Annotated in this window: 13 protein-coding genes; all 13 read right to left on the bottom strand. The window is 39.4% G+C overall.

Annotated features, from left to right (window positions below; all coding sequences use genetic code 11):
• Window positions 1-30: 30 nt before the first annotated feature.
• The 13 genes from DW947_RS02395 to DW947_RS02335 all read right to left on the bottom strand — a co-directional run bounded on the left by DW947_RS02395 (window position 31) and on the right by DW947_RS02335 (window position 13764).
• The gene (locus DW947_RS02395; protein WP_117962762.1) at window positions 31-741 is read right to left on the bottom strand and encodes a YjbH domain-containing protein; all 711 of its coding nucleotides are present in this window, start codon (window positions 739-741) and stop codon (window positions 31-33) included.
• The gene (gene gmd / locus DW947_RS02390) at window positions 735-1844 is read right to left on the bottom strand and encodes a GDP-mannose 4,6-dehydratase (RefSeq protein WP_117962764.1); all 1110 of its coding nucleotides are present in this window, start codon (window positions 1842-1844) and stop codon (window positions 735-737) included. Before gmd ends, DW947_RS02395 begins: the two co-directional genes overlap by 7 nt.
• 32 nt (window positions 1845-1876) lie before the next feature.
• Window positions 1877-2596, bottom strand: a complete 720-nt coding sequence (locus tag DW947_RS02385) for a WecB/TagA/CpsF family glycosyltransferase (RefSeq protein WP_117962887.1) — start codon at window positions 2594-2596, stop codon at window positions 1877-1879.
• Window positions 2597-2749: 153 nt separating this feature from the next.
• Entirely contained in the window at window positions 2750-3850 is a 1101-nt protein-coding gene (locus DW947_RS02380; RefSeq protein ID WP_117962766.1) for a GDP-L-fucose synthase family protein, read from the bottom strand.
• 36 nt (window positions 3851-3886) lie between these two features.
• Window positions 3887-4996: a glycosyltransferase family 4 protein gene (locus DW947_RS02375; RefSeq protein ID WP_229095566.1), complete on the bottom strand. Its 1110-nt coding sequence runs from the start codon at window positions 4994-4996 to the stop codon at window positions 3887-3889.
• A gap of 125 nt (window positions 4997-5121) precedes the next feature.
• Window positions 5122-6078, bottom strand: a complete 957-nt coding sequence (locus DW947_RS02370; protein ID WP_035448099.1) for a glycosyltransferase family 2 protein — start codon at window positions 6076-6078, stop codon at window positions 5122-5124.
• 6 nt (window positions 6079-6084) lie between these two features.
• Window positions 6085-7212 (bottom strand): polysaccharide pyruvyl transferase family protein, encoded by a 1128-nt coding sequence (locus DW947_RS02365; protein ID WP_117866173.1) that lies wholly within the window; start codon window positions 7210-7212, stop codon window positions 6085-6087.
• An 18-nt stretch (window positions 7213-7230) separates the two neighbouring features.
• Window positions 7231-8415 carry a glycosyltransferase family 4 protein gene (locus DW947_RS02360; protein WP_117866172.1) on the bottom strand — a complete coding sequence of 395 codons (1185 nt, stop codon included), beginning with the start codon at window positions 8413-8415 and terminating at the stop codon, window positions 7231-7233.
• On the bottom strand, window positions 8412-9296 hold the full coding sequence (locus DW947_RS02355) for a beta-1,6-N-acetylglucosaminyltransferase (protein WP_117866171.1): 885 nt from the start codon (window positions 9294-9296) through the stop codon (window positions 8412-8414). Before DW947_RS02355 ends, DW947_RS02360 begins: the two co-directional genes overlap by 4 nt.
• A gap of 40 nt (window positions 9297-9336) precedes the next feature.
• Window positions 9337-10218, bottom strand: coding sequence for an SGNH/GDSL hydrolase family protein (locus DW947_RS02350; RefSeq protein WP_117866170.1), 882 nt, complete (start codon window positions 10216-10218; stop codon window positions 9337-9339).
• Between the two features lie 8 nt (window positions 10219-10226).
• Window positions 10227-11621 (bottom strand): MBOAT family O-acyltransferase, encoded by a 1395-nt coding sequence (locus tag DW947_RS02345; protein ID WP_117962770.1) that lies wholly within the window; start codon window positions 11619-11621, stop codon window positions 10227-10229.
• A gap of 4 nt (window positions 11622-11625) precedes the next feature.
• Window positions 11626-12819: an O-antigen ligase family protein gene (locus DW947_RS02340; RefSeq protein WP_117866168.1), complete on the bottom strand. Its 1194-nt coding sequence runs from the start codon at window positions 12817-12819 to the stop codon at window positions 11626-11628.
• A gap of 3 nt (window positions 12820-12822) precedes the next feature.
• Window positions 12823-13764 carry a glycosyltransferase gene (locus DW947_RS02335; RefSeq protein ID WP_165859457.1) on the bottom strand — a complete coding sequence of 314 codons (942 nt, stop codon included), beginning with the start codon at window positions 13762-13764 and terminating at the stop codon, window positions 12823-12825.
• Between the last annotated feature and the right edge of the window lies 1 nt (window position 13765).

The raw sequence follows: 13765 nt of genomic DNA, 5'->3' as shown, positions 1-13765 counted from the left end.
ATCCTTCATCCCTAATCCCTTATCCCTCTCTTAGTGCAACAACCTGCATTCATACCGTATTCCTCCCGATATGCTGTTGAATTCTCTGGTAAACACATGGATGGAGAAATGCTTCCATAATCTGGCGGCGGCTCCCACATTGAAACCTTCCGAATCATATTCGGCCATGACAGTCATTTCCCGGCAGAAAGCAGGAGAGTAGCTGATGCCTCCGAAAGGACCGTCTTGTATACTGTGTTTGTTCAGTGGCAGGTAATATCCAGCAGTCAGTGTTAGTCGGTCTCCTTTTGCGATGGAGAAGCCTTTGGTCAGTACGCCATATATGGTTGCAAAGTAGTTGGTTCCAGTGTCTTTGAAAGGGTCATTGGTACCTATGACTATTGCCGGATGATATTTTCCTTCCTCTATCGGACGTATACGTGCAGATAAAGAACGGTCTTGCTGGAAATATCTTTTCTTACCGTCATACCGGGTGGTTTTCAATAGCGTACACCGATAACTCAACTCCAGAAAAGATAAGAATGTGATGTTGACGAAGTAATTTCCGGTGTTGAAGTTAAACGGTGTCATGCCGTTCGGAAGATAATTACCGCCTCCCATAAAGGTACCGGCCTTCTGCATATCCGCTGTCGGGATGTTCAGCAGTCCGGTGTTGCCCATGGAATATTGGGCCTGCACCCCCATACAGCAACCAAGTAGCAGTAGGAGCAGGCACCATTTTCTTATTCTCGTTTTCAGCATGTCCGAGGAGGGGTGTTTTCGCTATCCATTTGTGCTCTCATATAGAGCTTCTTCACAAATGCCATGTCATGTGTCACCATGATTTTCACCAGTTCTTCAAAAGAAGTCTTGCGTGGATTCCAACCCAGCAGTGTTCTGGCTTTGGTCGGGTCACCCAGCAGTTGTTCCACTTCGGCAGGACGGAAGTATTTGGGATCCACTTCCACCAGCACTTTACCGGTTTTGGTATCAATGCCCTTTTCATTCACGCCTTCTCCTTCCCAACGCAGTTCCACACCGGTTTCCTTGAAGGCAAGTGTAGTGAAATCACGTACGGTATGATATTCTCCGGTAGCTATGACAAAATCCTCCGGAGTGTCGTGCTGCAGAATCAGCCACATGCACTCCACGTAATCTTTGGCATATCCCCAGTCGCGCAGCGAATTCAAGTTACCCAGATATAACTTGTCCTGATATCCTTGGGCTATACGTGCTGCCGCCAGTGTAATTTTGCGTGTCACGAAGGTTTCTCCGCGCCGTTCGCTTTCGTGGTTGAAGAGAATGCCGTTTACGGCGAACATGCCGTAGCTTTCCCGGTAATTCTTCGTAATCCAGAAGCCGTATTGCTTGGCCACACCATACGGACTGCGCGGGTAGAACGGGGTTGTCTCTTTCTGTGGTACCTCCTGCACCAGACCGAACAGTTCGGAAGTCGAAGCCTGATAGATTTTCGTTTTTTTCTCCAGTCCCAGGATACGTACTGCTTCCAGCATACGCAGGGTGCCTACGGCATCTGCTTCCGCAGTATACTCCGGCACATCGAATGATACTTTCACATGGCTTTGTGCCGCCAGGTTATAGATTTCGTCCGGCTGCACCTGCTGTATGATGCGGATAAGCGAGCTGCTGTCCGTCATGTCACCGTAGTGCAGGTTTACGAGACGGTTCTTCTTCATGTCACGCACCCATTCATCCAGATAAAGATGCTCTATGCGTCCGGTGTTGAACGATGACGAACGGCGCAGAATGCCGTGTACTTCATATCCTTTTTCAATTAGGAACTCGGCCAGGAATGAACCGTCCTGACCGGTGATGCCTGAAATCAATGCAATTTTCTTATCCATGATTCGGGTTTTAAAATCAGTTTTTATTTATGTTATGATGTAAATTTCTCTTTTGTGATATTCCATAAGAATAAGCAGTTCCCGATGATATATCTTCTCCACATTCTTTTGGGTTCCTTTATCAGCCGGTACAGCCATTCCAACCCGTGTTCCTGCCACCATACGGGAGCACGTTGCACGTTTTCGGCAAAGAAGTCGAACACAGCGCCAATAGTACCGATGGGACCGTTTACCTCCAGTTCTTTTAGGTGTGCATAAGCCCATTTCTCTTGTTTGGGAGCGGTCATGCCCACCCAGAGCAAATCCGGCTGTGCCCGGTTTACGGCGGCTATCATGGCTTGATTGTCTTCTTGGGTGAATTCCGGCTTGTAGGGTGGGGAATAGGTTTCTACCCGGATATTGGGATATAACCGGACAGCTTTTACCTTTATTTTCCTCAGGGTGTCTTCGCTACTTCCCAGGAAGAAGCAGGTTCCTCCTTTCCGGTTCAGTTTATCCATTTCGTACAGAAATAAGTCCCATCCCGCTGTGCGCTCTATCTTCTCATGTCTCAGGAGTTTGAACGCCAGTACAATGCTTGCTCCGTCCGGAATCAATGCGTCTCCCCTCAGCAAAGCTTCTGCAAAGGCAGGATCTTTCAATGCTGTGTTATACGAGTGCGCATTGATGGTGTTAATCAGCAGTTTGCCTTCGGGCAATGCGTCAAGTTCACTTCTGTGTTCCAGAAGCGAAATCGTCTTTAACTTCAACATGTAAAAAGGAGTATAATTTTCCGCAGAGTACGCTACGCTGTCGCCCGTCACATGGAAAGGTATTTTTGAACGGAACGATGCAATATGTCCGAAAACTGCGGCAAATGTAAAGATTATGTGTGTAATATACAAGAGGAATGTGAAAAATGTAATTTAGTTGGTCTGGTGGTTGATGCAGATACCTTTCAGATACCATTCGTACAAACGGTGTATTCCTTCGTCTATTTCTATTTTATGATGCCATCCCAGGTTATGCAGTTTGGTCACATCCGTCAGTTTGCGCAGTGTGCCGTCCGGTTTCGAGTCATCCCATCGCAGCTCACCTTTGAATCCTATTTCGGCTATAATCTTTTCAGCCACTTCCTTTATGCTGAGTTCCTTTCCGGTGCCCACATTGATGTGGCAGTTGCGTATTTCTTTACTGTCCGGAGCATATGTGTCTTTAAAGTCCACATTCAGCAGTACATGTACACTGGCATCCGCCATTTCTTCGCTCCATAGGAATTCACGCAACGGTTTGCCGGTTCCCCACAAGGTGACCGCTTCCGGAGTTATTCCGAAGTTGGCAAGCTCTGCCAGAATCTCCTCGTTGCTATAGCTGCCGTTTACCCCTTTCACCGGACGCAGGTCGATGTCTTTGCGTACAGCATCCCAGTCCCCTTCGTTGAGGCATTTGGCAAGGTAGACTTTGCGAATCATGGCAGGCAGTACATGGCTGTTTTCCAGGTGGAAGTTGTCGTTCGGTCCATATAGGTTGGTAGGCATCACGGCTATGTAATTGGTTCCGTATTGCAGGTTGAAGCTTTCACACATCTTCAGCCCGGCTATTTTGGCTATGGCATACGGTTCGTTGGTGTATTCCAGCGGAGAGGTCAGCAGCACTTCTTCCTTCATGGGCTGCGGAGCTTCACGCGGGTAGATGCAGGTGCTTCCCAAGAAGAGCAGCTTCTTTACTCCGTGACGGAAACTCTCGCCGATTACGTTCTGCTGGATTTGCAGATTCTGATAGATAAAGTCCGCCCGGTATTGCAGGTTTGCCATAATGCCACCCACATGGGCGGCAGCCAGTACCACCGCTTCCGGTCGTTCTTCATCGAAAAATTTCTTTACGGCGGTTCCGTCCAGCAAATCCAGTTCTTTGTGTGAGCGTCCTACTAAGTTTGTATAACCTCTTTGTCGCAGGTTGTTCCAGATGGCGGAACCTACTAAACCACGATGCCCCGCTATAAAAATCTTTGCATTTTTTTCTAACATGACTAATACCCTAGTTATAAAATTAATTTTTTCTATTTACTTCTTGTATGAAGCTATACATTCTTTTAAAATATCTTTCATCCGGTTCTCAAACTTTTCCAAAGTGAATTCCCTTTGAAATTTTTCTTTACCGGCTTTACCCATTTCAGCACATATCATGGGATGGTCTATTAAATATTCTATCTTTTCTGCCAGCTGTTGCGGACTATGTTTTTCCACGATAAATCCGGTTTTGCCTTCCTCTATGATACCGGGTATTCCTCCCTCATTCGTACTGATGCAGGGTAGTCCCTGTTCCATAGCCTCAAGAAGTACTAATGGGAAACATTCATTATGATAATAAGTGGGAAATATAAATAAGTCTGCTTGTTTAAGAAACAATTCTTTTTCTTCTCTATATTTGGCTCCGTGTGCCTGTATATACTTGTCTAGATTTTTGTGTTTTACCTTTTGGTTGAATTCACTTTCCGCAATGTCACTCCATTTTCCAATGTAATCACAATGAAATGAATAACCATCGTTCTTTACGATATTTAGTGCATCTATCAAATCCCATACCCCCTTTTCCCTTAACATGTTGCTGAGGAATAATAATTTGAAAGGGGTGTTTCTTTTCTTGGAAAAATCATAGGTTACGTTTTGTGGAATGCCATTGGGACAGTATACCACCTGTTCTGGTTTTACAAATTTTTGGATGTCATTGTAGAGTGGGGGAGCCAGCAGTATTATCTGTATATTCTTGAAAAAGGCTTTGTATAACCATTTGTCCGGCCATTGCCCTTCTCTTGATTTCACACCTTTGTTATGAAAATGTATTATGATTTTCTGTCCCAAACATTTTAGCAGGAATAGGGTACAAAAATCTTTGTAGAAAGCCCCACCTTTGGTATTGGGAGTCAAATAGCATAATTGCGACTTTATTCTCTTTACGGTTTTTGCTATTTGTATCTGTTTTTTTAAGTAAACAATAAGTTTCCTTATTCCTCCTTTTCCTATGTCATTGATATCTTTGGCAAGAGTTAAGTTAAGATAATGGCAGTCAAAAGCTTCGTTTATCACTTTGCTGTCATGGATATATTCCCCCATCATGGATGCACCGTGTACGGGTGGGGGCATGTGCATTATAAAAAGAACTCTTGGTTTCATGTTTCGTTTAATCAAATTCAAAGTATAGACTTCAACCAGTGTGCTATGGCGAGGTTACCATTATCAGTTTGATGTCTTTCTCTTGGCATATATTGATGATGTACCTATTGTTTATGTGAACTTTACTACTTCCGGTGATACTCCCTGTATTGCAGCAACTTCGCCAACATCCACCAAGTAATAGGAGTATGTTTCGTCATATTCATGAGTTTACCAATGGAGTCCTTCACAAAATATCTGCCATATTTCAAAGCCTCTTGACGGCTCAATGTCAAACGACCGGAGAGAAGTTGGCAATAAGTGAGGTTGCGTGAAATACGACCACGGGCTTTTAAATAACCTGCAGGTAGTTCATTGGGCAGGCGTGTAACAATGCGCTTTTCCCAATCAGCAATACTGGGCGCGCTGTTCCAGCGTATCATCATTTTGTTTAACCAGCCTTGACTACGGGTCACGTCTCCACCATCGCTTACAAAAAGAATTTCCGGGATAAATCCCCATTGTCCATAGGTAGATACCATAGCCCAAAACTCCAAATCTTCAGTGATGCGAAGGTCTTTACGTTGTCCTCCAATTATATTAATCACTTCTTTGCGGATTAAGACACTTCCTGTACAGACATGCATGTGCTTTGCCCAGAAAGTGAAAAAATCTTCTAAGATGAAAGCTTCTTTATACTCTTGGTAGCAACTGGGGATTTCAAATGAACCGGAGACAGTGAGGTGACGTTGCGCAACATTTACTGCCACACAATCAGGATGGTTGTCCAAAAATGAAACAGTTTTTTCGATAAAACCTTGTTCCCAATAATCGTCTGCATCCAAATAAGCGCAATAGCGACCTTGTGCTGTCTTAATCCCATTGTTACGGGCAGCAGAAGGTCCTTCGTTTTTTTGTCGTAACAATGTGATGTTGGCTTCTTTTCGGGTTTTGATAATCTCTATGGAGTTATCTTTGCTCCCATCATCAATGAGAATAACCTCTATAGCGTAAGATGTTTGCTGGTTGAAAATAGAATCTAATGTGCGGTTAATGGATGGGGCGGCATTATAAACCGGTATGATTACAGATAAATCTATCATAGCATTTTATGGATGTGTACATATATTTAACAAATTATCCAAGTAGGCTTTCGACTTAATCAATTCACGTTGCTTGATGTGATTGATCTGTTCGTAATCGAAAGGATAATCATAAGCTTTTTCCCATTTTTCTGGACTGCCCAAGATGCAATTGTTTAATCCGAAAAGAGCCATTAAACTCTCCATACGCGAATTCACTTTATGTCGATGTCTGTTAAACACGAATACAGGTTTGTTAAACATGATGGAGAATGCCGTGCCATGAAAGGAATTGGAAATAAAAACTTTACAATGATAAATCATTGAAATAAACTCACGAGGGCCTGCTTTCATGAAGTTTTTGTTGGCATAAAGCAATGGATAAGTATCTGCTATGGCATAAATCTTCAGATGATGCCGCTGTGCATACTCCTTGGCAAATTGCTTTAATTCTTTGTTCCCCTCAAAGTCGTAAATCAATAGATAATCTTTTTTGGGGATGTTTGTTACCATCAATTTTTTCCATTGCTCTGCCGAAAGTAAAAATACAGGATCAAGTGTCCATGTTCCCTCTATATTCATACTTCTTAAAATATCAAGGCCATGATATTCACGTACCGCCACAGCATCAAAAGTTTCCAATGACTTTTGAATGCGTCTTTTGTTTGTCTCGTCTATGTCCAAATACGAAAAACTTGCAGCATATGATGCTTTATGCCCTTGTTTGACAAACTCCAGGAAGAAAGCCGGATCACGTCCGGCTTCATAAAACACGTTCCATATCTGGTCGCTCCCTACAATGTATAAATCTGCTTTTGGAGGGTTGTTACAAAGTTCTTTATACGAAGTATACCTTAAGGACGTTTCCTTTAGTGTCCGATGATTGAATATGTCGAATGTTTGTTTTCTGCCTAAAGTTGTCTGGCGCTGTAGATACTTCATCACCCGATAGGCAGCACGTGTCAAGGTATATCTGCTCAACTTCGATTCAGGATTCACCCATTTGTAATTATATTTGCGAGTTAGATAGTCTGGTTGGTAATTGATGATTTCCACTTCGTGTCCTAGATTTGTCAAATATTGTTGCAGGGCATAGGCTTGCAGTGATGCGCCATAATTATAAACATCGTATGTGGTAAGTGTGTTTATTTTCATAAATTGTTTTGATAGAACTTATTTTTTGCAATGTTTTTGGGCAATATCAATAGCGGCCATAATACTTTGGGCTGCTCTTTCAGCTGTATGTTTACTTACAATGCGCTTAGACACTTCACCCATTTCCTTTAACCGTTCCTTATTGTTTACAATATTTTGTAAGGTGTCAATGATGGACTGTTCATTGTATGTATCAAACACCCAACCGTTTTCTTTAGTGATTAATTCCGGGTGGCATCCATTGTATATCGTAGTAGCTACGGGTAATCCACAGGCCATTGCTTCTGGTACCACAAGACTCCAGTTGTCTTCTACTGTAGGGAGGATGAAACAATCTGCAGCTTTATAATATTGGGCAATACTATCATAGTCAATGCCTCCTATTAATATCACATCTTGTATCTTTTCGTTTACTATACGGTCACGCAATGGTTGTTCCAAACGTCCATATCCCACATAAACTAAAGTGCAATTTTCTTTGCAATGTGATTTAAATTGTTTCCAAGCAGTCAACAATTGATCAACTCCTTTGATGGGTATTAATTGACCTACAAATAGAATCATGAGCCCCTTGGGGGGGATTTTTAATTCTTTTTTTACTTTGACAATATCTTCATTCGCTATATTTTGTATGGTTCTTGACATACCTGAAATGTCTGCTACCATATGCCCAAATGTTAATCGCTTACTGTCAAACCCTAAAGAGCGAACGTATTCTCCACATAAAATACCGTTACAATCAATAGCGTCTATCCAACGGGAAACTATTTTTCGGTACCATATCCGTAGTCTTCCAGCATTACGTTCTGTATGTGCTGTTCGTTCATAGCACATTACATGAGGAATTCTTTTTAATGCACGTACTGCAAGTGCTGCATATGTCCATTGCATAAATCCATCAGAAATTAATACATCTGGCTTACTGTCAAGAACTTGTTTGATAAGTCCTGGACTAATAGGAATTCTAAAGGTAGTATTACTTTTTGAGGCATTATCAATTTTGGGTTTATTTCCAATACGAAATTCTTTTTCTCGGGCGATTGCTTTATCCCCTAGAACTTCTTTTATTTTTTTTTGTGTCCGCTCTGGTGGAATGTCCTTATAATAAATTACAGTAAGGTTTCTTCCGCAGAGTTTGTTTAGCTCCTGATAAACAGGAATACGATAATCAAGAAAGCTACGTGTTACCCAAGTTATCTTCATACAACGTTTTTATTGTTATTTACATAATCTGAAATTTTTTCAACCAAATCCCAATGCTCTGAACTGAATTTGCGAGCGAACAACATATTTGAATTGATTAATTCATCATAATCTTTTAACTGCCAAATATATGGATTTCCCCTTTGCCAATCTACTTTTCGCAAACACCCCTTATATTCATCTGTTTTTGAATAGAATTTATCTACAAATGGAGAATTGATTAATAAAATCGGTTTGTAAATTTCGTCACAAGCGAATGTATATCGAAACCTTTTGTAGATATAATCTTGTTTGGAAAGAATATAACTTACAGCTTCTTCTGTAAGAGAACTCCAAGTTGTGCCTTTGACTAAAATCGGTATCTCTTTATGCGAGCGCATAATTGGCAGAATCTTTTGCAGTTTTACTAAAATCGAGTTCAAAATACCTTCAATTTGACTTCTCCACCCAAATCCGCGGAGATGCTTGGTGAAAAGATGGTAATACATAATCTTGCTTTTTGTACGCCAAGCATTTTGCATAAGACCATAGAATTCTATTCCATTATGTTCTTCAAAAAAACGGTGAATAAAATTTTGTGATTTGAGAGGTAAATCGATTCCGCTCATTAAGTGGTAGTATCCATACGGACCATGATTATGAGCTAATTTATACAATTCCATTTCTGCCCATGCAATTGTACAATCTGCCCATCTTACATCTATCCGATGTTCATTAGATACAGTGAATAGCTTTGAATACACAGGGTGATATTTTATATCATAAGACACTTTTTTGTCTATGTGAACATAAATATCATTTCCGGGATAATCCAATAGATCCAAAAGTCTTTCCAAAATTTTAAAGTCTGTATGTGCTACAATTAAATATGCATGTTTCATGTAACATAATAGGAATAAGAAAGAATTACCAAGAAACTGTTTAAAATTGATTTTTTAAAAATTGAATCAATGAATCTGTAACTAAAGTCTGACCGTTAACGTTTAAGTGAAGGGGATCAAAAAAAAGTTCATAATTAGATTCATGTTTTGTGAAGTCAATAAAATAGACCATATTATTGTTCGCCAATTTTCGGTAATACTCCATTATGTATTTATAGTTTTCTGGTTGTGTATGGTTTATTGTATCAAGTGTAGGAGTGTTAACTAAATAAACTTTTATGCCGCGTTTTGTCAGCATATGTATTAGCTCATTCAATTTAGACATAAGTTCCTTATTAAAGCTAATGTTACTTTTCCATTTGGAACGCTGTTTCTCAAATTCGTCCATATTTATTTGATTTGTCTTATAGTTTTTGTCATCGTGCATCCAGCCGCGAACAGATGAGTTTATCAAGTCATCGCTATAACGAGACAACCGGATGATTTTGTGCTGCCAATATTCTGTAGGTTTTGCGTGTCTTTTTAAATAGTCGTTCACATTCTTGTCTTCATAGAATGGATAAAATAGCGTATAGCAATTTTTACTAATATTACCTTCTGAAAAAGTAAAAGCATCCACTCCGATTAATGCTGCTTTTAATTTTTTTGAGTATTTTGAGTTTAAATACTGTTGAGTCATTAGATATCGTTCGGGTAAACTTACTCCAGTACGAGTATATTTACTTATTTTGCATTTTAGTCCTTTTTCCAATTTGTCTCTATCCACTCCCATCATCATATGGCTATGACCTACTATTAATATTTCAGACTCTTGTCTTAATCCAAACCCTTTGTTTAATCCTTCTTTTAATAAACTGCTGATAGCAAAATCAAGAAAGAAAAAAACTGCAATGGCAATCAATATTTTATATAATTTCTTCATGTGTCAATTTAAAATTTGAAATAAACAAACTGCGCGCCCGATTGTCCTAATAGAGAAATAGAAAGCAACGTTATCACCAAGAATGCTAAGTTTTTTCCATCATAAGGATTGTTTTCACTTTCTGTTATAGTTATCACTTTCTTATAAGCCAATATTTCAAGTATGATAAATAGTGCTAATGCTGCTAACATTAAAACGAAGCCCATTAGCGATGCGGTGGTGTATTGCCGCCCCCAATCTCTAAATACTCCATTTATCATAGCCGTTGCATCATTGAATGTGTTGGCACGGAAAAAGACCCAAGCCAGTGACACTACTATATATACATAGATGCCTTGTACCCATATACGCCAAAATGACAAAAATTGGTTTTTCAGCCCGCTGATATGTTCTATCAAATACAATACGGCATGTAATGCTCCCCAAAAAATGAAAGTCCAAGCTGCTCCATGCCACAATCCACTAACTAAGAACACTAGTGAAATATTGATATACCATCGCCATTTCGGCACTCTATTTCCTCCACAGGCAATGTAGAGATATTCGGTGAACCAAGACGTAAGTGATATATGCCATTTTTTCCAAAATTGCCTAATTGTAGTGCTGAAATAAGGAAAGCGGAAATTATCATTTAATCTGAATCCCATCATTTTTGCCACACCGATTGCCATGTCTGTATATCCGCTGAAATCGCAATATATCTGTATACTGTATAATGCGATTGCAAGCAGGTTTGAATTTCCTGAATAGAAGTCCGGGTGTTCAAAAACGGAATTTGTATATATGGCTATGCGATCGGCTACTACCACTTTTTTGAAAAGTCCCCAAGCAAATAATTCGCTACCTCTTAATAGATTGTCATTGGTGATAGGGTGTAATTTGTGCAGTTGGGGTAATAGATTGCGCCCCTTTTCAATCGGGCCGGATAGTATATTAGGGAAGAAGGACACAAACAACATAAAGTCAATTAAAGGAGCTTTTTCTTTTATTTTTCCCCGATATATATCAATGGTATAGGTCAATGCCTGAAACGTAAAAAATGAAATTCCGATAGGGAGTACCCATGTGGCAAAATTTTCATTAGCTAGTCCAAGAACGTCCACAATAAAAAAATGAGCATATTTATAGCAAATTAATGGCAGAAGACTTAGTATGACAGTAGTACCACATACCCATTTACGTTTTTGCTGCAACAAACTTTTGCCGCTTATCCAATTAAGTAGTGTAATAGCTCCTAATAGTACAACGTACGTAGGTGATAGTTGAGCGTAGAACCAATAACTGGCTATTAGTAATATTGTATTACGTAAGAATACTCCACCCCATTTTAATTTTTCGTGTATCCATAATGTAGCTAATAGGGGAACTAAGAATAATAAAAAATTAATATCAGAAAATAACATGTTCTTATTTGGTTTTATATTGAATGGTGTGTATTAATGCGAAAAGTCCCAAGATGGGTGGTAAGGTATAATTCCATTCAGAACCCACAGCAGGGAACGATAGATTGTTAACGGTTACAACAGCGAGCATGGGCAAAAGTATGGTCATTTCTGTGCCATATTTGGAAGAAAATGTACCTTGAATATTTATCCATATTGTTTTCAAATAAAACCATCCAAAAATAATAGCTCCTGCAATGCCTGTCCCCAAAAGGACAGATAAAAAGCCGTTGTGGGTGGAATAAGCGGCAGGAAGTCCAGTTAAGTCAACCAAATGCCGTTCACCAACTATATAGCCTAAACCAAACCAAGGATGTTTCCTCCAAGTATCAAACACCACATTCCAAATAATCTGCCTGCCTGTACCAGATTCAACGGCTTCTTGTGATTTGCCGTAAAATACGTACTCGAACACTAAATCTTTAAAAAAATAATAGAATGCCGAGAAAAACAAAAAAGTGACTGCAAGTTTTGGAATGTTTACACCCTTTTTAGTGCATGATAACATTACGAACAAGCCAACTATAAAGGCAATATTAGAAGCAGATGAGGTTCCCATAAGCAACATGAAAAAATTCCAGTATACAAGAGGTGCTAAATGACGTATTTTGTAATGGTTTTTCATTTTCCATGCCATTAAGGCACCCATAGCGGCAATAAGGCTGTGGGTATTGGTGTGGACCAATATGCTTTTAAATGCCAGTACTTTTGCAAAATATCCTATTGTTGCCGATAATGTACATAGATACAATAGATATAGCATGGCTTTTCTCCTGCTTTTTGTTTTCCACATGATTACAGAAACTAACATGTAAGATGAGATTAGTTCTAAACATTTTGAAAAGAGAGCTTTATAATCAGGAAATATAGCCCATAAAAAACTGAGTAATGCAAATATGTAGAACACAAAATAAGATTTAGTTGCTTGAATAGCCGGTGTCAAACTTTTACTTTCTTTAAATGCATAGTAGTAATTGAGTATTGTGCAAAGTAACATCAAGAGAGTGCCTCCGCCTACACTTTCGTTTCCGACATCTTGTTGCACATTAAATATGGTTTTTCTACTCATGTGTAAGAGAATGAGTAAGGTATATATCCAGATTTCTTTGGGATATATCTTTTGGAATAATTTATAATGATATGTTATAAAATTCATCATTAGTTACATTTTAGAGATTTTTTCGTATATCCATAGCAACCAACTATGCTCACGTCTATATTCTTTATAATATAATATTCTACTTTCCGTTTCTATGGCATTGCGTTTGTCTGTTTTCACAGTGGTACTTCCTCCTTCATAATGTATTACAGAAACCGATGGCTCAAATGCGAAACTCCAGCCATGAAGTATAAAACGCTCTGCTAATATCGCTTCTTCATAATAAAGGAATGTGCGTGAATCAAATCCCTCAACAACATGGAATCTATCTGCTCTTACTAGCATAAAAGCGCCACTCACCCAATAGCACTTCCCTTTTGGGGGCTTTGGGGTAGTAGTAGGGATCATAGCTTGTTTGGTTGTAGTATTCTGTCTTCTTAGTTGGGTTGATTCGGATATTGTAAATGTCGCTTTTTGATTTTTCATGGTTTCTCTTTTTCTCTTTTTTCTTAAGAAAGGGAAAAGTTTCCATCCTATAAGTCTTTTAGGTGAAATATATTTCATATGGGGACTTTGGTCGTTTCCATCTAAGCCTATCACTCTTGGTCCTACTCCAGCACATTGCTCATCTTGATAGAAAGTAGTGGCAAGCACATTTAAAATATTAGGATTCATTATCTCAATATCATCATTAGAAAATAGGTAATTGTCAAATGATATCCCGCTCTTTTTCAAAATATTTACGCCCCAATTGTTTCCCTTGGCATACCCCAAATTTTCAGTAGTAGATATGCACCATCCTTTGGGATGGTCGGCTACTTGTTGCGATTGGTTTATATATAATAATTCACAATCATAAGCAAGATTGCGTCCATATTCTTCGGTTGCATCCACAGCAACAACTATAACACGATATGCATCAGAGAGCTTCGAAAGCTGTTTTACTACATATTTACGAGTGCCTTCTGCATTGTGATAAGACACAACTATGATACCTGTCATCATT

This window comes from Bacteroides sp. AM44-19 (assembly GCF_003603395.1).
In the GTDB taxonomy this organism is placed as follows: Bacteria; Bacteroidota; Bacteroidia; order Bacteroidales; family Bacteroidaceae; genus Bacteroides; species Bacteroides uniformis.
Note: the sequence above shows the minus strand (reverse complement) of the source record. Positions and strands in the feature narration are given on the sequence as shown.

Excerpts from the sequence above, each read along its gene's own strand:
- DW947_RS02395 (WP_117962762.1), bottom strand. The coding sequence starts at position 741 with ATGCTGAAAACGAGAATAAGAAAATGGTGCCTGCTCCTACTGCTACTT.
- gmd (WP_117962764.1), bottom strand. The coding sequence starts at position 1,844 with ATGGATAAGAAAATTGCATTGATTTCAGGCATCACCGGTCAGGACGGT.
- DW947_RS02385 (WP_117962887.1), bottom strand. The coding sequence starts at position 2,596 with ATGTTGAAGTTAAAGACGATTTCGCTTCTGGAACACAGAAGTGAACTT.
- DW947_RS02380 (WP_117962766.1), bottom strand. The coding sequence starts at position 3,850 with ATGTTAGAAAAAAATGCAAAGATTTTTATAGCGGGGCATCGTGGTTTA.
- DW947_RS02375 (WP_229095566.1), bottom strand. The coding sequence starts at position 4,996 with ATGAAACCAAGAGTTCTTTTTATAATGCACATGCCCCCACCCGTACAC.
- DW947_RS02370 (WP_035448099.1), bottom strand. The coding sequence starts at position 6,078 with ATGATAGATTTATCTGTAATCATACCGGTTTATAATGCCGCCCCATCC.
- DW947_RS02365 (WP_117866173.1), bottom strand. The coding sequence starts at position 7,212 with ATGAAAATAAACACACTTACCACATACGATGTTTATAATTATGGCGCA.
- DW947_RS02360 (WP_117866172.1), bottom strand. The coding sequence starts at position 8,415 with ATGAAGATAACTTGGGTAACACGTAGCTTTCTTGATTATCGTATTCCT.
- DW947_RS02355 (WP_117866171.1), bottom strand. The coding sequence starts at position 9,296 with ATGAAACATGCATATTTAATTGTAGCACATACAGACTTTAAAATTTTG.
- DW947_RS02350 (WP_117866170.1), bottom strand. The coding sequence starts at position 10,218 with ATGAAGAAATTATATAAAATATTGATTGCCATTGCAGTTTTTTTCTTT.
- DW947_RS02345 (WP_117962770.1), bottom strand. The coding sequence starts at position 11,621 with ATGTTATTTTCTGATATTAATTTTTTATTATTCTTAGTTCCCCTATTA.
- DW947_RS02340 (WP_117866168.1), bottom strand. The coding sequence starts at position 12,819 with ATGATGAATTTTATAACATATCATTATAAATTATTCCAAAAGATATAT.
- DW947_RS02335 (WP_165859457.1), bottom strand. The coding sequence starts at position 13,764 with ATGATGACAGGTATCATAGTTGTGTCTTATCACAATGCAGAAGGCACT.